Origin of the sequence: Streptomyces sp. NBC_00683 (assembly GCF_036226745.1) — a bacterium.
Classification (GTDB): Bacteria; Actinomycetota; Actinomycetes; order Streptomycetales; family Streptomycetaceae; genus Streptomyces.
Genome location: NZ_CP109013.1, coordinates 2,252,067 through 2,271,781, shown reverse-complemented (window position 1 = coordinate 2,271,781; position 19,715 = coordinate 2,252,067). Strand labels below are relative to the sequence as shown.

Below are 19,715 nucleotides of genomic sequence, written 5' to 3'. Positions count from 1 at the left end.
GGTGTGACAGGGCCCCCCTCGCGCGTGCCCTCCCAGTGGCGGCGGGGCGACACTGGCACCATGGCACCCGAGCACACGAGCGGCGACGAACTGGCGCGATTCCTGCGCGCCCGCCGCACCCAGACCAGTCCCGGCAGCGTCGGCCTCACCCCCGGGCCCGGAGTGCGCCGCACGCCTGGACTGCGCCGCGAGGAGCTGGCCACGATCGCCGGGATCAGCATCGACTACTACACCCGCATCGAACGCGGCAAGGAGACCCGGCCCAGCCCCGCGGTGATCGACGCCCTCGCCCGCGCCCTCCGCCTCGACGACGACGAGCACCACCACCTGCGTGAGCTCGCCGCCCGCGCGGCCCATCACGCTTCCGAGCCGCCGCTCCCGCCGAGCCGGACGGTCCGCCCGCACCTGAAGCTGTTGCTGGAGACGATGCGGCCGAATCCGGCCTACATCGTCAGCCGGAGCATGGACCTGCTCGCCTGGAACACCGGAGGCCTGGCCCTGTACGCGGGAATGGCCGACTGGCCCGCCAGCCAGCGGAACCTGGCCCGCTACCTCTTCCTCCATCCCGCCGCACGCGAGTTGTTCCCCGACTGGGACACACAGGTCCGCGGCTGCGTCGCCCGCCTCCGCGCCGAGGCCGGTATGAACCCCGACGCCCCCGACCTGGTCACCCTGGTCGGCGAGCTCCTGCTCAAGAGCCCCGACTTCGCCAGGCTGTGGGAGCGTTACGAGGTCGTGGGCCGGAAGAAGGTCCAGAAGACCTTCCACCATCCTCAGGTCGGTGTGATCACCCTCAGCGGGCAGAGCATGAACATCGAAGGCACACCGGGCCAGCGCTTCGGTGTCTACACGGCCGAACCCGGCTCACCCGATCACGACGCGATGCTCCTGCTCGACATGACCTCGCCCCGGCCCGCCGGGCGTTCGCAGACGCAGGCCGAGCAGCATCCGCCCGCACAGCCCTGACCGGCCCCAGCCGCCCGAACCGGCGTCCGGCTCCCGGTAGGACCTCGTGCACCGGGTGCGGCGACGGCGTAGTCAGGCGCGCGGTCCGGCGCCGTGCAGCAAGGTGTCGATGATGCGGGCGGCGAGGGTGTCGGTGTCGACGTCGGTGTCGTCCGGGCTCCCGTGCAGGGACTCCCCGAGCAGTGCGTAGTAGACGCGGCGTACCCAGTGGAGGTCGGCTGCCTCGTCGATGAGCTTGTCCGCCCGGGCGCGTTCCAGCACGGTGATGCAACGCCGGCCGATGTCCTGGTGGAGGGCGGCCGCTTCGCTGTCGGGATCAGCCGGAAGCTCCAGGGCGAACGTCCAGGCGCTCTTCACCTCCAGGACATTGGCCGTGATCCGGTGCAGTGCCACCAGCGGAGGGGCGGTGTCCGGCCGTCCGTCCTCCACGGCTTGGGCGAGCTGGCGGGCGGCGGACGAGGCCAGGGCCTCGATCAGCGCCTGCCTATGGGCGAAACGCCGGTGGATCGTCGTCCTGGCCACCCCCGCCGCGGTCGCGATCTGCTCCATCGACGCGCCGGGATCCGTGGAGAGCACGCGTTCGGCCGCCTCCAGGATCGCGCGCACGCTGCGCTCCGCGTCCGCCCGCAACGGCCGTGCCGCTGTCTCGCCCATGACGCCTCCCACTCATCTATTGCTCCACGAAACGATACACCGGTGCGCCATCTTCAGATCAATTGCATCAGCGTTGTTGCAGTTATCTAGAAAGTGAGTACGCTCCTGTCTCAGTTGTTCGTCGAGTGAAGGAGTCTTCCCATGCACAGCGCAGCGCTCGTCACAGGTGCCTCGTCCGGACTCGGAGCGGAGTTCGCCACGCAGCTCGCCGCCCGCGGGCACGACCTGATCCTGGTGGCGCGTTCCGAGGACAGGCTCACCGCCCTCGCCGAGCGCCTGACCGCGGAGCACGGCATCCGCGCCCATGTCCTGGTCCAGGACCTCGCCGAGCCCGACGCGGCCCGTCGGATCGCCGGCCGGCTCGCCGCCCGTGGCCTGAGCGTCGACCTGCTGGTCAACAACGCCGGGTTCGGCACGTGCGGTCGCTTCGAGGACATTGCCGCGGACCGTGACCACGATCAGCTGATGGTCAACGTCGTCGCGCTCGTCGACCTCACCCACGCCCTGCTCCCGGACATGCTGGAGCGCGGCACGGGCGCGGTCGTGAACGTCGCTTCCACCGCGGGCTTCCAGCCCTCCCCGTACTTCGCCGTCTACAGCGCGGCCAAGGGCTTCGTCCTGAACTTCGGGCTCGCCCTGCGCCAGGAGTACCGCGGCCGTGGCATTCGCGTGCTCACGCTGTGCCCCGGCCCGGTCGACACCCCCTTCTTCGACGCCATCGGCACCCGCAAGGCGGCCGTCAACGGCTCGATGACCACGCCGGAGCCGGTCGTCCGTGCGGCTCTGCGCGCACTCGACCGCGACCGCGGCTACATCACCCCCGGCCTCGGCAACGCCCTGGCCGCGCATCTGCTGCCGCGCCGGCCGCGCACCCTGGTCGCCGCCATCGCCGAGCGCGTCACCCGCAAGGTCCTCACCCCCTCGGGCGCGGCCACGCAGCCGAAGGAGTACGCGGCATGAGTTCCCCCACCGTCCCGGCCGCGGGTGCCGCCGCCGCGATGCTGCTCGTCGGCACCTCGACGGCAGTCTCCGCGACGATCGCCGACTACCCCGTCCTCAGTGGCCAGGCGTTGCGCTACGCACTTGCCTCGGCGATCCTCCTCGCCGTCGTACGCCACCAGCGCTTACCCCGCGCCGGCCTGACGCCCCGTGACTTCCTGCTCCTGGCGGCGCTGGCCGCCACCGGCCTGGCCGGCTTCAACATCTTCCTGGTCGAAGCCACCCGGCACGCGAGCCCCGCCATGATCGGCACCGTGGTCGGAGCGATCCCCGTCGTACTCGCCCTCGCCGGGCCTTTGTCGCAACGCCGCAGACCCGACGCCCGCATCGTCGGCGCCGCGGCTGTCGTGACCCTGGGCGCTGCCGTCGCCGCCGGGCTCGGTGGCGGCAGCCTGCACGGTGTGCTGCTGTCGCTGGGAGCGCTCATCGGCGAAGTCGCCTTCTCGCTGCTCGCTCTACCTCTGCTGCCCAAGCTCGGCCCCATGAGGGTCGCCGCCTATCCCGCGGCGCTGTCCGTGCCCATGCTGCTGGCCGCGAGCCTCGCCCTGGACGGCGCGAGCTCCCTGCGCCTGCCCACCCCCACCGAAGCGGCCGCTTTCGGCTACCTCGGCGCACTCGTCACAGCCACCGCCTTCTTCCTCTGGTACGACGCGCTGCGCCGGCTGGGCGCCGAGCGTGCCGGACTGTTCGCCGGACTCGTCCCGGTGGGCGCACTGCTCACCACCGTCGCACTCGGGCTCGGCGAGGTGGGCCCCGCAGACGTGGCCGGCGCCCTGATCGTCGCCGCGGGTGTCGTCCTCGGGCTGCGGCGGCCTGCGCCGACCAGCGGTGCGGGGCGGGGCGGCCGTCGTGTCCGGCGGTCCGAACGGGGCGGCGTCACGGTCGCCGCCTCGTCACACCGGCCGGTCAGGCAGGCAGCCATCCCTTGCGTACAGCTTGGATGCCCGCCTGGAAGCGGGTCTCGGCCTTCAGGTCCGCCATCAGCCGGCTGATCCTGCGGCGGACCGTGTGAACGTGCAGGTCAAGGCGTCTGGCGATGGCCTCGTCCTTCAACCCGGAGGCGAGCATCGTCAGCAGTTCCCGGTCCTCGTCCGTGACTGCCTCGGTGCCGCCGGGGCCGATCGGAATGGCGCGCTGCCAGACCTCCTCGAACAGGGGCACCAGGGCGTTGCCCAGCAGGGCGTCACTGACCACCAGGGCCGCGTCGGTCGGGTCGGCGGCGTCGGTAGGGGGGAGGAGGGTGACCTGGCGGTCCACGGTGATGAGTTTGGTCGGCAGGTTCGACGCCACCCGGATCTCCACCCCCTGTTCCGCCAGTTCGCCCAGTCCGCGTGCGCGGCCGGGGAATTCCAGGCCCGCGCGGTCGACCGCCACACGCACCCGCACGCCGCGTCGTACGAGGTCGGTGACATCCAGCGGTGCCGGCATCCCGTCCGGCGCGCTGGAGGCGTAGGGCGGCCGGTCGAGCAGGTTGACCTCGCTCTGCGCGGACGCGAGAAGGGCGGCCACCCGGTCAGCCACGGCCTTCCGGTCCCTTACGGTTTCGATGCCCGTCCGCTGCGGGTCCGCGGCCCGGCCCAGTACCTGGGCGGCCAGGCGGTCGACCGAGGCCGTGAGCACCTCCAGGTCCGAGGAGGCGCTGAGGAGTTGTGCGCGACGCAGATGGATCCGATTGCGAATGGCGGTGGCGGGGTTGACGGCGAGGGGCAGCCTGCCGTCGGCGGACGCCGGGTGAAGGAAGCCGCGCTCCTGAAGCTGGTTCAGCGCGGCCGTCACCTGTTGGGCGGTCATGCCCAGACTCCGGGCAAGTGCCGTCGGGCTGCCGTGCCGGTCGGGCCCCAGCAGCGCCTCGTAGACGGCAAGTTCGCTGTCTCCCAGACCGAGGGTCCGCCACTGCCCGCTCGCCTGCTCCATGCCTTGATCACACCCTGACTGGCCCGGCCGGTTCATGAGGAGCGCCGTGCAATCGACGAAAGCCGTGAACCCTCCGGGCAGGGCCCGGAGGGTCGGCGGGGCGGCTTCGAGGGCCGTCCCATGTCCTGGCGGGAGCCTCGCGTTGCGTCGGCTCCCGCCAGGACGGGGTGCGGTGTGTGCCACCGCCGGTGTGGCGTCAGGAAAGCTTGAACGTGGTCATCTGGTGGATGGCGTTGTTCGGGCTGAGGACGCGACCGCCCAGTTGCTGGGACATGCGGTCGTAGCCGTTGATGTCGAAGTTGAGCGAGATCATCTCCTCAGCCCCGTCACCGTCGAGGTCGACCGCGAGGTATTCGCGGCCACCCGAGACGCTGCCCGAGCCGAGCGAGCCGCTGAAGGCGCCCCCGCTGGTCAGGATCGACGGGTCCCATGCTCCCACGCCGCCCTCCATGCCACCGGCCAGCAGCTTCCGCCCGCCGGGACCGGTGATGAACTGCGTGGTGCGCAGCGGTGCGGCGGTCGAGCCCTTGCCTTCCTGGCCGTCGGGGCCGAAGACACGGATGGTGCCGAAGCTCGTGGCGAGCAGACCGTCGCTGTCGTCACCGGTGAAGAAGTTGCCGTGCGACCAGGGGCCGCCGGTCTGCTTCTGATGCAGCAGCTCGCCGGTGCGGCCGTCCCGGATCTCCACGATGACAGTGGCGCTCGCGGCCTCCGTCGAACTGAAGTCGGGCACGGCGGACACGATCCACGTGTAGGCGACCGCATGCCCGTCCGCATAGGGGATCTTCGGCGAGGCGAAGACGCCGTGGTCGAGCAGTGCGCCGTGCAGCTTCCCGTCCACGGCCGCGGCCGGGGCCTTGGGGGCCGCCGTCCAGCGGACCGCGCCGTTCATGCCGTTGAGCGCGACGCCGTCCACCACGGCTTCGTCGAGGTTCAGCGCGCCGACACTGGTGTACTGGGCGTACACCTGGCCGTCGGCGACCGCCGTGTCGGAGAAGACCACGTCGCCGGCGCTCGCGGGCGCCGCGTACGTCCACATCTTCTTGCCGGAGCCCTTGTAGGCGCGCAGGGCGTCGGTCGGGACGAGGATCTCGGCCTTGCCCTTGCCGTCGATGTCGGCCACGGTGACCGAGCGGACGTAGGCGCCGTCGCCGTCGATCGTGCTCAGGACCTGGCCGGTGCGACCGTCGAGGACGACGGTCGCGGTGTCCGCGGCGACGATGACCTCGGGCTTGCTGTCGCCGGTCACGTCACCGGTCTCGATGGCGTGCACCTGGCCGGGGACCGTGGCCTGCCACAACTTCTTCGGCGTGCCGTCGAGCAGCGAGGTGCCGGAGTAGGCCCACACGCCGCGCGATGTGCCGCCGGTGACGACATCGGGCTTCTTGTCGCCGTCGACGTCGAGTGCCTTGGCGAACGACAGGTCGCCCTGGAGCGGCGTCAGGCGCTGCTGCGTGCCCTTGCCGAGGTCGAAGTCGCGGACGTTCTGCTCCAGGTCGACGACCCGGACGTGCGCGCCGCTCTTGTCGCTGAACAACTGCTGGAACATCGGCGAGGCGGAGTTGTCCTCGTGCTCCCAGCGGACGTCACCGTCGCCGTTGAACACCGTGAGCCTGGCCAGTCGGCCACCGCCGGAGTTGTCGGCCGTGAAGATGGCGCTGTCGCTCTGAGAGGAGGTGACCAGGCGGCCGGCCCTCACGTCAAGACGCCAGGTGCTGGCGCCGTCCCCGCTGTTGTCGGCATCCCGCTTGACGGTCCGCGACCAGAGGGCGGTGTCCGGGCTGTTGCCGTCGAGGACCCGAACGGTGCTCGCGTTCACGTAGAGCGCGGGGTCGAAGGTGGACTCGGCGACCACGTACTCGGTCTTGGCGTCGCCCCGCAGGTCGCCGACCGTCATGGCCGTCGGCAGAACGTTGGACCGGCCGTCGAGGGTGGCGCGTGCGCCGCCGCCGAGGGCGTACGAGGCGATCTCGTAGCGCACGCCGTCCGTGGAGTCGGTCTGCTCCAGGGCGACGAGGCGGTTGCGCGTGGCGTCCAGGTGCAGCTGGCGGCTGTACAGGGCGCTGTCGGTCTGCCAGGTGACGGACCCGTCGGCCGCGTCCATCACCAGGGTGCGGCTGCTTCCCGGCGTCGTCTCCGTCTTCCGGAGGTTCCAGGAGGCAGCGAGCCTGCCGTCACCGACGGACTCCAGCGCTCCCCAGGAGCCCTCGGTCTGCCGGGTGTCGTACGTCCACGTCGACGCCGGGGTCAGCGCGCCGTCGGCGTACGAGAAGCGGATCCCGCTGAGCGTGGCCGTCTCGGCCGCCGGGGCGTTCTGGTTGTACGCGGGGGTGTTGGCGACGAGCAGCGTGCCGTCGACGACCTTGACCGCGGTGGCCTGCGAATAGACCTTCGACCAGAGCGTCTTGCCGCTCCTGCCGTCGAGGACCGTCACGAACGTGCCCGTGGGCAGCGTGGAGCCGGGCGAGGTGAACGGCCGGTAGGGCGAGCTGCCGACGCTCGCCGAGAAGACGACGTCGGGCGTGCCGTCGCCGGTCAGGTCGGCGGTGTCGAAGCCCTGGTCGGAGGCGGCCGTGAACGGGCTGACCGCGTTGTAGCCCATCATGATGCGCGCCGGGTACGGCTCGGTCTGCCAGACCCGCAGCGGCTTGACCTGCCAGTCCGTGTACAGGGACGCATTGGTGCGCGCCCATGCCGTGGTGCCGTCGGCCTTGTGCAACTGCACGTTGCCCAGGCTGTGGAGGGTGAAGTAGCTGCCGTCGGAGCCGGCCGGGACGGTTGCGCCGACGCCGCGGACGCCCTCCAGGGCGGACTTGTTGGTGAAGGTGACGGGGGTCGCCGCGGTGGTCCCGGACCCGGAGCCCGCCGTGTCGTCGGACGAACCGGTGTCGGCCGGGTCGCCCTCCTGGTCACCTGCGTTGACGGGCTTCAGGTTGTCGCCGTACACGTCGACCTGCACGCGCTCGGCCAGTGTCTCGGCCTGCTGGCTGGTCAGCTTCATCGCCGAACCGTCGTCGTCACCGGCGGCGAGCGCGTGCGGCGCCGCCGTCAGGGCGAGGCCGGCCGCGACAAGGCCGGAGGCGAGCCGCAGGGCCCGCCGGGAAGTGGTGGCTCTCATCACTAGGCTCCCTGGGCGATGCGAATGGCCGAGCCGTTCGTCAGCACCGACTGGTTGAAGGAGTACTGCAGGGCGTCCGTACCGGACTGGTTCTCGATGCCGACAGTGGCCGTGCCACCGTTGCCCGGGACGGTCTGGTACTGGAAGGTGATCGCGCCGGTGGCCTCGTCGAAGACCGCCTCGAAGGTGACGCGGGTCGAGGAGCCGTCGGCGAAGAGGGCGTTGTTCCAGACGACCGCGAAACTGCGGGCGCCGATCTTGCCGGTGGTGGCCGTCTGCACGCTCGACTTCTTGTCGAGGGCCAGGTCGTCCCAGAACGGGGCGACGACGCCGTCGGGCTTCGCCGTCGACGGCAGGGCCGTGTTGGTGTAGTCGCCGACGCGCGGCGCCAGGAAGTTGATCATGCCGTTCGTGGTCACGGCGGCGCTGGAGTACGAGACGCCGTACAGCTTCACCGGGAAGGGCAGCGCGATGTTCTTCGCGTCCTCGTCACCGCTGAGGGCGACCTTCTCGGCGCCCTTGACCCAGGCGTACGTGCCCGGCGTGCAGCTGTTGCCGGACCGGTCGGTGCGGGCCGGCAGGCGGACGGTCAGCGACTCGTCGCCGTCGACCGTGAGCGCGGTGGTGTCCACGCCGTTGCACAGCACGGGGGCGGCGGGCGTCGTGGTCAGCGAGTAGGAGCCCTCGGCGACCTTCGGCAGGGTGAAGCGGCCGGAGGCGTCCGTGGTGACCTCGGGCACCGGGACGCCGTCGACCTCGACGGTGGCCTTGGCGAGCGGCTTGCCGGTGACGTCGAGGACGGTGCCGGTCACGGGGTGCATCGGGACGGCGTCGAGCACGACGTCCTGCGTGAGGTCCTGCCCCTCGGCGACGTCGAGGCCCTTGACCGAGCCCATGGCGTAGCCGTAGCCGCCGTACGAGATGTCGTACGTGCCCGGGGCCAGCGTCAGCCGGTAGGAACCGGCGGCGTTGGTGGTCGTGGTGCGGCTGGTGTCGGCGTTGGTCGCCTTCACGGTGACGCCGGGCAGCGCGGAACCGGTGGCGCTGTCGGTGACCTTGCCGGTCACGGTGCCCGCGGTGTGCGGGGCCTTGCTGACGGTGCTGAGGATGTCGAGCTTGCCCTCGCCCCACACGTTGTTCATACCGGCGGTGCCGCCGCAGTGCGTGTCGTCGACGTCCGTCGCGCCCTCGTTGAGGAGCGCGCGCGTGCCGTCGATGTCACCGATGAGGGCGGGAGCCGACGACCACAGAAGGGCCACGGCGCCCGCGACGTGCGGTGTCGCCATCGACGTACCGTTGATGGCCTTGTACGTGCTGCCCGGCCAGGTCGAGCGGATGTTCACGCCGGGGGCCGAGATGTTCGGCTTCGCCGAACCGTCGACCAGCGACGGGCCGAAGCCGGAGAAGTTGGCGATCCTGCCGGTGGAGTCGTACGCGCCGACGCCGTAGGCGGGCGCCTGCGCACCCGGGGCCCTCGTGGTGGAACAGGTCACGCCGTCGCCGTCGTTGCCCGCGGCGAACGCCTCGAAGATGCCGGCCGCGTTCCATGCCTCGACGATGTCCTGGTAGAACGTCGTGTTGCCGCCGCCCCAGGAGTTGTTGACGATGTCGGGGGCCAGGTCGGGACGCGGGTTCTCACCGTTGCGGTCGGTCGGCGCGAGGATCCACTGGCCGGCCGAGAGCAGCGACGCGTCGGAGCAGGAGGACGTCTCGCAGCCCTTCGCGGCGATCCACGTCGCGTTCGGCGCGACGCCGATGCCGTTCGCGGCGACCATCGTGCCCATGGTGTGGGTGCCGTGGCCGTTGTTGTCGCACGGGAGGCCGCTCGTGCCGCACTCGCCGGTCGGGTCGTAGAAGTTGTAGTCGTGGGTGAAGCTGCCGTCGCCGTTGTTGCCACGGTAGTTGCCGACGAGGTCCGGGTGGTCGAACTGCACACCCGAGTCGACGTTGGCGATGACGATGCCCTCGCCGCGGTTGTCGTACTGGGACCAGACCTGGTCGGCCTTGATGTCCTTGACGCCCCACTCGGGGGTGGCCTCGTCGGTGACGGAGGCGGCCTCGGTCCTGCTGTCCGCGCTCTCGACGTCGTCGAGCCGGTAGTGCTGCTCCTTGACGATCTTCGCGACGTCCGAGCGCTTGGCGAGCTCGTCGACGAGCTGCTCGTCACCGCTGACGTAGACGGCGTTGGCTATCCAGAAGTCCTGGTGGCCGACCTTCTTCTTGTCGAGGAAGGCGTTGAGCGAGCGCTGGCTGTCCGAGGCCTTGGCGCGCAGTTCCTTGTACGCCGACTTCGCCTTGGAGTGCGCGGGCTCTGCCTTGGCGGCGGACAGGTCGGCCTGGTCCTTGAGGACGACGAAGAACGATGCCTCGCCGCCCTTGTCCACGGCCGTCAGCAGGGACGAGTCGATCTTCGGGGAGGGCGTGTCAGCCGCGGCTGCCGCGGTGGCCGCGGGCAGCGGGCCGATCAGCAGGGTGGTCGCGGTGAGGGCAGCCGCCGCCCACGCGGCACGTCGGCGCCGGGGCAGTCGTGGCAGGTGCATCGAGGTAAACCTCCGGAAACGGTACGGAGCCCGGACGCTAGACACCAGCCGTTACTCGGGTATTACAGGGCGCCGTGCGGCCGACGACGAGGCCTTGAGTATTCGTGACGGTGAGGGGCCGTCCGTGAGGCGCCGACGGCCCGGTGCCCTGCGCGCACGCTCCGCCCGGCCGGCCGACAACAAGTGGGCAAGTCCACAAGTGGGCATCCGGAACTCATTGTTTGCCTTCCTGCACCGGTAGTTGCATGTCCGCATCCGATATCCGTTCACATGTCGAAGGAGCACCGTGCGGACTTCAGTGCGCAGGAGAGCGTCACGATCAGGGGGGACGGCGGGCGACGCCCGTCGGTCCGGCGGCACAGCGGTCGGTCAGGGACTGGCGGCCGTACTGGCCGTCGCGGGCCTCCTGGTGACGGCGATGCCGGCCGCCCATGCCGCCACCGCCGCCCCGGCGGCCGCAACCGATGTGACCCCGGGCACCGACACGGACACGCCTGCCCTCGTCACCGGCCTGCACGAGGAGGCCGCCGCCACGGGCAGCGCCGCCGACGCCGCGCGCGGTCACCTCAAGGCGAAGAAGAGCCGCTACCACGTCGCCGACCCGGCGAGGGACCTGGCGACCGCAGGCACCGAGAGCGGGGGCGGCCGGGAGGCGGTGCGTCTGCAGCAGAAGTACCACGGCATTTCGGTCCTGGGCGGCGAGTACATCGTCCGGATGCAGAAGAAGGACGGCAAGCGCACCGTCACCGGCACCTCCGGCAAGTACTTCACCGAGCTGAAGCTCGACACCGTCGAGGCGAAGGTCTCCGAGGAGACCGCGATCGCCCGGGCCGTCGGCGCCGTCCGCTCGCAGCTGGGCCAGGGTGCCCCGCTGCAGCGCCCGGCCGAGGGAGAGAAGCCCGGCACGGCCGAGCTCAGTGGCAGCGGGCAAGGTCTGACGATCCTCCCGCAGGGTGCCGGCGTACTCACCCGCCATATCACCGTCACCGGCGTCAGCCCGGTCGACGGTGCGCCCGTCAAGCAGGAGGTGTACGTCGACGCGCACTCCGGCTTCCCGCTGATGCAGTACAGCTCGATCAAGACCTTCGGCGCCACGAACTCCCAGGCAGGCGCCACCGACGGGACGGGCACGGCGGACGAGCCGGTCGTCGCGGCAGCCGACGAGCTCGTGGTCAAGGGCTCCGGCGTCCGCTACAACGGCGAGAAGACCGAGGTGAACCTGTACAAGGACACCAAGGGCGTCTACAACATGATCGACTACAGCAAGCGGGCCGCCGACTCGCCGTACTCCGGCCCCATGCTGGTGACCTACGACGCCCGGGGCCGCGAGGCCGCCAGCGCGTCCGGCCGCTGGCCCACCGGCATCAAGGCGTTCCAGTCGGCCACGCCCGAGCTCGGCCAGGACTTCACCGACGCCGGTGCGATCGACGCCCACTGGGCGGCCGGCAAGGTCTACGACTTCTACAAGTCGAAGTTCGACCGGAACAGCCTCGACGCCGAAGACGGCTACATGTACTCCCTGGTCGGCGTGGTCGACAACGGCCAGCCGTTCAACAACGCCTTCTGGGACGGCACCAAGATGGTGTACGGGCAGGGCGGCGGTGAGTACCGCACGTTCTCCGCGGACACCGACGTGGTCGGCCACGAGATGACCCACGGTGTCGTCGAGCACACCGCGAACCTGGTCTACGTCGGCCAGTCCGGTGCCATGAACGAGGCGATCGCCGACTACTTCGGCAACGCCATCGACCTCGAGGCCGGCGGCGGCTCGATGGACGACCCGGACTCCGGCCTGCTCGGCGAGGACCTCTGCAGGACGCTCGGCCCCCGCGAGTGCGCGCTGCGCGACCTCAACGACGGCGCCACCACCTCGAAGGACTTCATCGGCGTCACCTACCGCGGTGACAACGGTGGTGTGCACCTCAACTCCACGATCTTCTCCGGTGCTCTGTGGGACCTGCGCCAGGACCTCGGCGCCGAGCTCGCCGACAAGATCGTCTACCGCGCCCTGTCCGCGTACATGACCCCCCTGGACGGATTCACCGAGGGCCGCGCCGCGGTCGTCGCCGCCGCGCAGGAACTGGGCGCCACCAAGGCCCAGCTGGGCGTCGTGAAGAAGTCGTTCGACGCGCACGGCATCGTGCCCGGCTGGGAGAAGGCGCTCGGCGTCGACACCGACCTCCTTCAGTCGAAGGTCAACGTCGGCGGTACCGGCGTGGGCGCGGGCGGCGGCAAGTACGCCGTCTCCAGGTCCAACGAGGACGGCAGCGAGCCGTACTCGGTGTGGCTGGGCAACACCTCCGGCAAGGGCACGCCCCAGCTGATGAGTTCCAACAACGGCGACTACAACGTCTACGCGGACACCGACGGCGAGACCGTGGTGTGGGCCCAGTACAGCAGCAACGGCATCCTCATCATGGCGCGCCCGGTCAAGGGCGGCCTCGCGAAGCAGGTCAGCGCCATCGGCAGCGATATCTCCGGACTCACCGTGGACGGCGACTACGTCGCCTACACCGCGGTCAACCCGCAGTTCGGCGTCACGAACGTGCGCTACGTCAACATGAAGACCGGCGAGACCGGATTGGTCGACGGCGGTCGTGCCTACCACATCTCAGGTCTGCCCTCCATAAAGGACGGGAAGATCGCCTACGTCAAGCTGTGGCCCGGCGAGGACGGCTTCTCCAAGATCGGTGTCGAGGTCTTCGACGGGGCGACCGGCGCCAAGACCCTGATGCCCATCGACAGCGCCACGACGCGGAGCATAGGCCAGACCGCGATCACCGACGACGGTGTCTTCTGGATCGAGGACAGCGACGGCACCGGCAAGGCCTCGGTGCGGCGCGCGGACCTCGATGGCTCGAACCCCGTCACTGTCACCCCGGAAGCCGGAGACGGCTCCCTGTACGCCTACTCCCTGACGGCCTCGGACGACGCGGTTTCCGTCACGGTCCTGCCGCCGGCCACCTCCTGGTCCAACGACACGCTGCCGAAGCTGTACCAGGTGGCACCCGACGGCAAGGGCGGCGCGCAGCGCGTCTCCTGCAACCGGGGCGACCAGGTGTACGCCTCCGCCGACGAGGGCAAGCGCGTCCTCTGGCTGGACGGCACCACCGGCTCCACGAACCTGGTGAAGCGGGACCGTCCGGCGGGCAGCTGCTGATCCTGCCTGCCTGACGCGACGGCCGGACTCCCTTGTGGGTCCGGCCGTCGCACGCATGTCCGCAACTGCCCGGGAAGCCGCTCGTACAGCCGTGATTGGCGCTCCTGAAGCCGAGGACGTGGGGTTTCCGGGGCCGGATCAGGTGAGGCGGCCGAGGATGTACTGGGACTCGATGAGTCCCTCGTCGCTGGGCTCCTTGCCTTCGCCGAAGAGGCGTGCGGCCTGGCGGGCACGCAGGTCGAGATGCGCCTCGGCGGGCTTCTCGTAGCCGTGGCGGGTGCGGGCTTCGGCGGGGGTGAGCACCTCGTCGGTGCGCGGGGGGATGCCGAGCTTGACCGGTGCGACGACGGGGACGGTGGAGGGCGAGAGCTTCTCCAGGATCGCCAGCTCGGCACGGGGGCTGAGGTGCAGGAGGGCGAAGCCGGCCTTCATGACGGGCACGATCAGGACGTCGGTGAGGCGCGACTGCCGGATGCCGGCCGTCCGGCGCATCCAGCGCGGCAGTGTGGCGATGGTGGCTGCCCGGATCGCCCTGGCGGCGATCAGGGCGCCGGGCTTCTCCCACCAGGGCATCCCCGGCAGGAGGACGAGTTCTGTCCTGAGCAGGTGGTGCATGGCCTGCTTGGCGATCGGGCTGGCGGACATCCTCGGGCGCATCAGTTCGAAGTACGCGCGGACACCGGCACGGTCGCGCGGGATGTCACCGGGCGGGCAGGTCTGGAACTCCGCGGCCACGGCGCAGGATTCCCAGTACTCCTTCTCCTCGTCCGCGGAGAGCTTGCCGGGCCCGTACTTCTCGTAGGCGTAGAGGATCGAGTGCCAGCCCGTGAGCTGGATCCACAGCTGGGAGTCGGGGTCGTTGGCGTCGTAGGTGCCGCCGCCGTAGGGCAGTTTCCCTATCGCCTTGGAGTGGACCTTGACCAGGATGTCCGCTGCTTTGCACACGTCCCGTGAGCCCGCGAAGGCCACCATCGAGAAGTAGCGCAGGGTCCGGTCGTAGCGGGTGCGGGGACGACGGTAGATGTCCTGGGTCCCGTGCACGGCCGCCACCAGGGGCGGGTCGAGTTCCTCCACCACGACAGCCCGCTGCAGAGCGACGGTCGGCGCCGTGGGATAGCCCCAGACCTTCCACACCACCGAACCGGGGCCGAAGAACCCGTAGTCCTCGTGCGGCTCGACCGTACTTCGTCGTGTCGGCATGCTGCGCCTCCTCGTGTCCGTGGTGCGTACGCCTGATGGCTGTCCCGGGTCCGCCCGACCGCATTTACGACACCGCCGTCGTAAATTAAGACACGGATGTCGTAAGATGCCAAGGTGTCGACCACGAGCAGTCCGAACGCCAGGCCGCGCAAACGTCGCCCCTACGCCCCGCGGGTGCCGATCGAGGTGCGCCGTGAGCAGCTGCTCGACGCGGCGCTCACCGTGATCGTGGACGCGGGGCACGACCGCGTGTCCATTGACGCCGTGGCGAAGCAGGCCGGTGTCGCACGGGCCGTGGTCTACAGCGCTTTCGGTGACCTGGGCGCGCTGCTCGGTGCCCTGCTCGACAGGCAGCAGGCGCGCGCCTTCGGCCGCCTGCTCGCCGTCTTTCCCCAGGGGGGCGGCCTGCGCGATCCGGCCGGGTTCGTCGCGGAGTCGGTGCGCCGCGGGGTGGAGATGCTCTCCGAGGACCCCGACACCTGGCGGCTCATCCTGCTGACCCCGTCGGCCATGCCCGCCGTGGTCCACGAGCGCATCGAGGCGGACAGGGAGCGGGTGCGACAGCGAACGGCCCTGTGGATCACCCGGCTCGGGGCCGCACGCGAAGACGTGCCTGCCCTCGACCCCGAGATCCTGGCCCACGCGCTGGTCGCCTGCGCGGAACACTTCTGCCGCATCGAACTCACCGACCCCGGCAGGTTCGCCCCGGAGCACCTGGCCGAGCAGATCCGAGTGGCCCTCGGTGCGCTGTGGCCGCCAAGCTGACCAGCAGTCAGAAGGCGTGCGATTGCGGGAGTTGGGGTCGGCGGGTCCGTCCGGGAGGCGTCCGGCGAAGCGAAGGCGGTAAGCCCATCGCCGCGCGATACGTTGACATGTACCGGACTAGTCAGGATGCTGTGAGAGCGCTCTTCCATCGATGTAAATCCCCCCGCCGGCCCGGCGTCGCGGCGGAGGCCAACCTTGGAACGGGACCATGAAGCTCTCTCGACTTCTCTCCGGAGCCGCCGCCGTTGCACTGTCCGGCGTCCTCGCTGCCGTCATGTCCCTGTCGTCCGCCCAGCCCGCTCAGGCCGAACAGACCATCAGAGCCGCGGACCCGAGTGTGATCCGGGTCGGCAGCACCTACATATCGGTGCAGTCGACCGGTGGGGGCATCGCCGTGCGGCAGGCGTCGTCGACGGCCGCACTGGCCTCGGCGCCCGCACGGCAGGTGTGGTCGGACACGGCAGGCCGCGGTGAGGTCTGGGCTCCCGAGATCGTCACCGACGGCGGCCGCTACTACATCTACTTCTCGGCCGGCCGCGGATCGGCCCACCGGATGTACGTCATCAGCTCGGCCGGCCCGGACAGCGGATACACCGGAGAGAGCCAACTGGCCCTGCCGGACGGCAAGTGGGCCATCGACGGGACCCTGTTCACCTTCGGCGGGCAGCGCTGGTTCGTATGGTCCGGCTGGGCCGGCGACACCAACGTCGAGCAGAACCTCTACATCGCGCGGATGAGCAGTCCCACCACGCCGACCGGAGCGCGGTACGTCATCTCCCAGCCCCGGGAGAGCTGGGAACGGGTGGTCGGCAACCCGTTCATCAACGAGAGCCCCGAGGCCATCAAGGACCCGAACGGGCAGTTGCACATCGTCTACTCCGCCAACGGCAGCTGGAGCGACAAGTACTGCCTGGCCGACCTGCGGCTGCGCGCCGGCGGCGACCCGACGTACGTCTGGGACTGGTACAAGTCGAACGGCTGCCTGTTCGGCTCCGACCGCGCGACGATGATGTCCGGCTGGGACCCGACGCTGTACGTCAACGGCCCCGGCCACCACAGCTTCGTCCTGCTCAACGGCGACATCAACACCAGCCCGCCAGCCGGTCCGAGGTTCCCCCTGATGTTCCACGCGGTCCCGAAGGGAACGCCGTACGCGTGGGAGAACCGGTACTGGTACACGGGCACGTTCGCCTGGTGGGGCAACACCACCTACAGCCGCGCCAACGTCCCCGGCCCGACCGCCGACACCGGCTGGAGCCTCAAGTTCTTCGAGTAGGGCGGAGGGCGGCACGCGCGGTCGAGGTCCCGGCGCATCGGGGCGGGCCGGCGAATGTGCGGGGATCCGGTCGGCCGTCGTCCTCGGCCGGCCCCGCACCGACCGGCCCGATATTCGGCTGCGGTGCTCCGCGGGGCCTCCCATACTGAGCGGGCTCGAACTCCCAAGCCCCGAAGGAACTTTCCCGCGTGCAGGCCGCCGTCACCGTCACTCCCGCCCAGATTCCCGAACTGCTGCTCGGGCTCGCCACCGTGCGGCCCGTGTTCCTCTGGGGAGCCCCCGGGATCGGGAAGTCGTCGCTCGTGCGGAGGTTCGCCGAGTCGCTGGGACTGGAGTGCGTCAGTCTCCTCGGGACGCAGCTCGCGCCCGAGGACCTGATCGGCGTGCCGCAGATCCGTGACGGACGTTCCGTGTTCTGCCCGCCGGAGATCATCGCCCGCGACGAGCCGTACTGCCTCTTCCTCGACGAGCTCAACGCCGCAACCCCCGATGTCCAGAAGGCCTTCTACTCGCTGATCCTGGACCGGCGGATCGGCTCGTACGAGCTGCCCGCCGGCTCGATCGTCATCGGGGCGGGCAACCGTGCCACGGACAACGCGCTGGCGAGGCCCATCGCGTCCGCTCTGGTCAACCGGCTCACCCACGTCCATCTGCGGGCATCGGGAGCGGACTGGCTGGTCTGGGCGGGGGAGAACGGCATCCATCCCTGGGTGACGGACTACCTCATCGACCGTCCGGACCACCTGTGGTCGCAGCCGCCCAAGACCGAGGAGCCGTTCTCCACGCCCCGCTCCTGGCACATGCTCTCCGACGCACTGCACTCCTTCGGGCCGGCCATCGACGAGCAGACGCTGAAGGTGATCGTGCACGGCACGCTGACGCCCGCGCACGCCGTTTCCTTCTGCGGCTACGCGAAGATCGTCCGCCATACGTTCGGCATCGAGGCGATCCTCAAGGGCGACGCCTCCTGGCCGGCCCGGCTCGAGGACCGTGACCTCCTCTACTACCTGGCCGAGGCGTTCCGCGGACGGCTGGTGAAGGAGCTGCCGCGTCAGAAGGAGCACGTCTCGGCGTCCATGCGACAGACCTCCTACCGGGCCAAGTCGCTGCTCGTGCAGCTGGCCGAGATCTCGGTCGAGGTCGCGCAGACCGTCATCGCGGACGACGCCGACGGCCTGCCGGTGCTCCCGGCCTGGTTCCTCATCGACGCGGCGCGCGACATGCCCAGGCTGGTCGAGGCCCGGCGATGAAGGCCGTGGCGCGCGGGGCCAAGGGCAGCGGCGGGAAGAACAGCAAGGGTGGGAAGAACAGCAAGAGCGGCACGTCCGACCCGGCCGCCGAGGCGTTCGCGGCGGGGCTCGCGACGGTCAAGCGGAACCCGGCCTTCGCCGCTGTCGACGCTTCCGTCTGCAGACAGGACAAGTGCGCCCTGACCCCGGCCGGGGGACTGGCCGCCGTCACCTCCAACGGCACCGTCCACGTTCACCCCACCAAGCGGGCGGATCCCGCCGAGTGGGCCTGGGCCCTTGCCCACTGCCTGCTGCACCTGGGCTTCGGGCATGTACCGGCAGCAGCGGACGACCCGCGCGAGCAGCCCGACCGCTTCGACCTCGCGGCCCGCTGCACGGTCGTCAACCGCTTCCTGCTCACCTTCCCGATAGGCCGTCCCCCCGGACACCTGCCGGAGTCCTTTCCCGGCGGCGACGAGGCAGAACTCGCCGCCCGCTGGCGCCGCGACGGCATCCCCGCCGCCCACGAGGACTGCGGCACCGCGGGCGCGCACCCGGACCAGGTCCTCACGACGTGGCCGGCCTGGAACAACACCTCTGTCCCCGACTGGGAGACGGCCTTCGCACACGCCCTCACCCGGAGCGTCTCCACCGCCATGGACGTGGCGGGCGGCCGCGTCGACCGGGTTACCGGAGAGCGCGCACCGCAGCGCCCCTGGGACCGGGCCATGAACTGGTTCGTCTCCTCGTACCCCCTGCTCGGGGGACTCGCCGCGGGCCTCACCGTCGTGGCCGACGCCGAACTCGCCCGTGCGCAGGGCATCGCGATCGCCGCGGTGAGCTCTGCCGCGGGTGAGATCTACGTCAACCCGCTGCGCACGTTCACCGATGACGAATGGCGCTTCATCCTCGCCCACGAGATGCTGCACGCCGCGCTGCGCCACGGCGAACGCCGCGGTGGCCGCGACCCGTTCCTCTTCAACGTCGCGGCCGACTACGTCGTCAACGACTGGCTCGTCCAGATGCGCGTCGGCGACATGCCCGAGGGGCTGCTGTACGACCCGGACCTGCGGGACCTGTCCGCCGAGGAGGTGTACGACCGCATCGCGGTCGACCTGCGCCGACAGCGGCGGCTCGCAACCCTCCGCGGCAAGGGTGCCGGCGACATCCTCGGCGAGGCACTGCCGCACCCGGGGGCCCGCCCGTACACCGACCTGGACGACTTCTACCGGCGAGGCCTGGTCCAGGGTTTCGATCTGCACCAGTACGGTGAGCGCGGCCTGCTGCCGGCCGGGCTGATCGAGGAGATCAGGGCACTGGCCCACCCGCCCGTACCGTGGGACGCGAGACTCGCCCGCTGGTTCGACGAGTACGTCCCCCGACCGGAACCCCTGCGGTCCTACGCCCGCCCGGCTCGGCGGCAGGCGTCGACACCGGACATCCCGCGTGCGGGCCGGTACTTCCCGCCCCAGGAGACCGCCCGCTGCACCTTCGGAGTCGTTCTCGACACCTCCGGCTCGATGGACAGCGCCCTGCTCGGCAAGGCACTCGGCGCCATTGCCTCGTACGCGGAGGCCCGCGACGTACCCGCGGCGCGCGTGGTGTTCTGCGACGCGGCACCGTACGACGCCGGCTATCTGCCACCGGCCGAGATCGCGGGCCGGGTCCGGGTGCGCGGCCGTGGCGGTACCGAACTGCAGCCGGGCATCGACCTGTTGCGGAGGGCCGACGACTTCCCGCCGACGGCCCCGGTACTCGTCATCACCGACGGCTGGTGCGACACCCTGCGGATCCGCCGCGAGCACGCGTTCCTGATCCCGCAGGGCGCCTCCCTTCCGTTCACACCGCGCGGCCCGGTGTTCCGGCTGAGCTGACGGTGCGGCGTCACGCATCC

General features: G+C 70.5%; 13 protein-coding genes. 8 read left to right on the top strand and 5 right to left on the bottom strand.

Annotated elements, in window-relative coordinates:
* Positions 1-60: 60 nt before the first annotated feature.
* The gene (locus OG257_RS09925; RefSeq protein WP_329206579.1) at positions 61-966 is read left to right on the top strand and encodes a helix-turn-helix transcriptional regulator; all 906 of its coding nucleotides are present in this window, start codon (positions 61-63) and stop codon (positions 964-966) included.
* A 72-nt stretch (positions 967-1,038) separates the two neighbouring features.
* On the opposite strand, the gene OG257_RS09920 is transcribed toward OG257_RS09925, so the two are convergent.
* Positions 1,039-1,620 (bottom strand): TetR/AcrR family transcriptional regulator, encoded by a 582-nt coding sequence (locus tag OG257_RS09920; protein WP_329206578.1) that lies wholly within the window; start codon positions 1,618-1,620, stop codon positions 1,039-1,041.
* 141 nt (positions 1,621-1,761) lie between these two features.
* Between OG257_RS09920 and OG257_RS09915 the strand changes: the two genes are divergently transcribed.
* Complete coding sequence (locus tag OG257_RS09915) at positions 1,762-2,580, top strand: SDR family NAD(P)-dependent oxidoreductase (RefSeq protein WP_329206576.1); 819 nt, start codon at positions 1,762-1,764, stop codon at positions 2,578-2,580.
* Complete coding sequence (locus tag OG257_RS09910; RefSeq protein WP_329206574.1) at positions 2,577-3,611, top strand: DMT family transporter; 1,035 nt, start codon at positions 2,577-2,579, stop codon at positions 3,609-3,611. The genes OG257_RS09915 and OG257_RS09910 overlap by 4 nt, the downstream gene beginning before the upstream one ends.
* Here OG257_RS09910 and OG257_RS09905 read toward each other — a convergent pair.
* The 3 genes from OG257_RS09905 to OG257_RS09895 form a co-directional block, all read right to left on the bottom strand.
* Positions 3,526-4,533: a helix-turn-helix transcriptional regulator gene (locus OG257_RS09905; RefSeq protein WP_329206573.1), complete on the bottom strand. Its 1,008-nt coding sequence runs from the start codon at positions 4,531-4,533 to the stop codon at positions 3,526-3,528. The genes OG257_RS09910 and OG257_RS09905 overlap by 86 nt on opposite strands.
* A gap of 196 nt (positions 4,534-4,729) precedes the next feature.
* The gene (locus OG257_RS09900; RefSeq protein WP_329206571.1) at positions 4,730-7,651 is read right to left on the bottom strand and encodes an FG-GAP repeat domain-containing protein; all 2,922 of its coding nucleotides are present in this window, start codon (positions 7,649-7,651) and stop codon (positions 4,730-4,732) included.
* A 2-nt stretch (positions 7,652-7,653) separates the two neighbouring features.
* Complete coding sequence (locus OG257_RS09895; RefSeq protein ID WP_329206570.1) at positions 7,654-10,191, bottom strand: S8 family serine peptidase; 2,538 nt, start codon at positions 10,189-10,191, stop codon at positions 7,654-7,656.
* A 286-nt stretch (positions 10,192-10,477) separates the two neighbouring features.
* Between OG257_RS09895 and OG257_RS09890 the strand changes: the two genes are divergently transcribed.
* The gene (locus tag OG257_RS09890; protein ID WP_329206568.1) at positions 10,478-13,351 is read left to right on the top strand and encodes a M4 family metallopeptidase; all 2,874 of its coding nucleotides are present in this window, start codon (positions 10,478-10,480) and stop codon (positions 13,349-13,351) included.
* A 138-nt stretch (positions 13,352-13,489) separates the two neighbouring features.
* Here the strand turns inward: OG257_RS09890 and OG257_RS09885 are convergent, their stop codons facing one another.
* Positions 13,490-14,551: an oxygenase MpaB family protein gene (locus OG257_RS09885; protein ID WP_329206567.1), complete on the bottom strand. Its 1,062-nt coding sequence runs from the start codon at positions 14,549-14,551 to the stop codon at positions 13,490-13,492.
* A gap of 114 nt (positions 14,552-14,665) precedes the next feature.
* On the opposite strand from OG257_RS09885, the gene OG257_RS09880 reads away from it, so the two are divergent.
* The 4 genes from OG257_RS09880 to OG257_RS09865 all read left to right on the top strand — a co-directional run bounded on the left by OG257_RS09880 (position 14,666) and on the right by OG257_RS09865 (position 19,695).
* The gene (locus OG257_RS09880) at positions 14,666-15,316 is read left to right on the top strand and encodes a TetR/AcrR family transcriptional regulator (protein WP_329206565.1); all 651 of its coding nucleotides are present in this window, start codon (positions 14,666-14,668) and stop codon (positions 15,314-15,316) included.
* Positions 15,317-15,524: 208 nt separating this feature from the next.
* Positions 15,525-16,592, top strand: a complete 1,068-nt coding sequence (locus OG257_RS09875) for a glycoside hydrolase family 43 protein (protein ID WP_329206564.1) — start codon at positions 15,525-15,527, stop codon at positions 16,590-16,592.
* A gap of 188 nt (positions 16,593-16,780) precedes the next feature.
* Complete coding sequence (locus OG257_RS09870) at positions 16,781-17,842, top strand: ATP-binding protein (protein WP_329206562.1); 1,062 nt, start codon at positions 16,781-16,783, stop codon at positions 17,840-17,842.
* Positions 17,839-19,695: a vWA domain-containing protein gene (locus OG257_RS09865; RefSeq protein ID WP_329206561.1), complete on the top strand. Its 1,857-nt coding sequence runs from the start codon at positions 17,839-17,841 to the stop codon at positions 19,693-19,695. The genes OG257_RS09870 and OG257_RS09865 overlap by 4 nt, the downstream gene beginning before the upstream one ends.
* The last annotated feature ends 20 nt before the right edge of the window (positions 19,696-19,715 follow it).

What these genes read in the sequence shown, in the direction of transcription:
- OG257_RS09925 (WP_329206579.1), top strand. Translation starts at nt 61, where the DNA reads ATGGCACCCGAGCACACGAGCGGCGACGAACTGGCGCGATTCCTGCGC.
- OG257_RS09920 (WP_329206578.1), bottom strand. Translation starts at nt 1,620, where the DNA reads ATGGGCGAGACAGCGGCACGGCCGTTGCGGGCGGACGCGGAGCGCAGC.
- OG257_RS09915 (WP_329206576.1), top strand. Translation starts at nt 1,762, where the DNA reads ATGCACAGCGCAGCGCTCGTCACAGGTGCCTCGTCCGGACTCGGAGCG.
- OG257_RS09910 (WP_329206574.1), top strand. Translation starts at nt 2,577, where the DNA reads ATGAGTTCCCCCACCGTCCCGGCCGCGGGTGCCGCCGCCGCGATGCTG.
- OG257_RS09905 (WP_329206573.1), bottom strand. Translation starts at nt 4,533, where the DNA reads ATGGAGCAGGCGAGCGGGCAGTGGCGGACCCTCGGTCTGGGAGACAGC.
- OG257_RS09900 (WP_329206571.1), bottom strand. Translation starts at nt 7,651, where the DNA reads ATGAGAGCCACCACTTCCCGGCGGGCCCTGCGGCTCGCCTCCGGCCTT.
- OG257_RS09895 (WP_329206570.1), bottom strand. Translation starts at nt 10,191, where the DNA reads ATGCACCTGCCACGACTGCCCCGGCGCCGACGTGCCGCGTGGGCGGCG.
- OG257_RS09885 (WP_329206567.1), bottom strand. Translation starts at nt 14,551, where the DNA reads ATGCCGACACGACGAAGTACGGTCGAGCCGCACGAGGACTACGGGTTC.
- OG257_RS09875 (WP_329206564.1), top strand. Translation starts at nt 15,525, where the DNA reads ATGAAGCTCTCTCGACTTCTCTCCGGAGCCGCCGCCGTTGCACTGTCC.
- OG257_RS09865 (WP_329206561.1), top strand. Translation starts at nt 17,839, where the DNA reads ATGAAGGCCGTGGCGCGCGGGGCCAAGGGCAGCGGCGGGAAGAACAGC.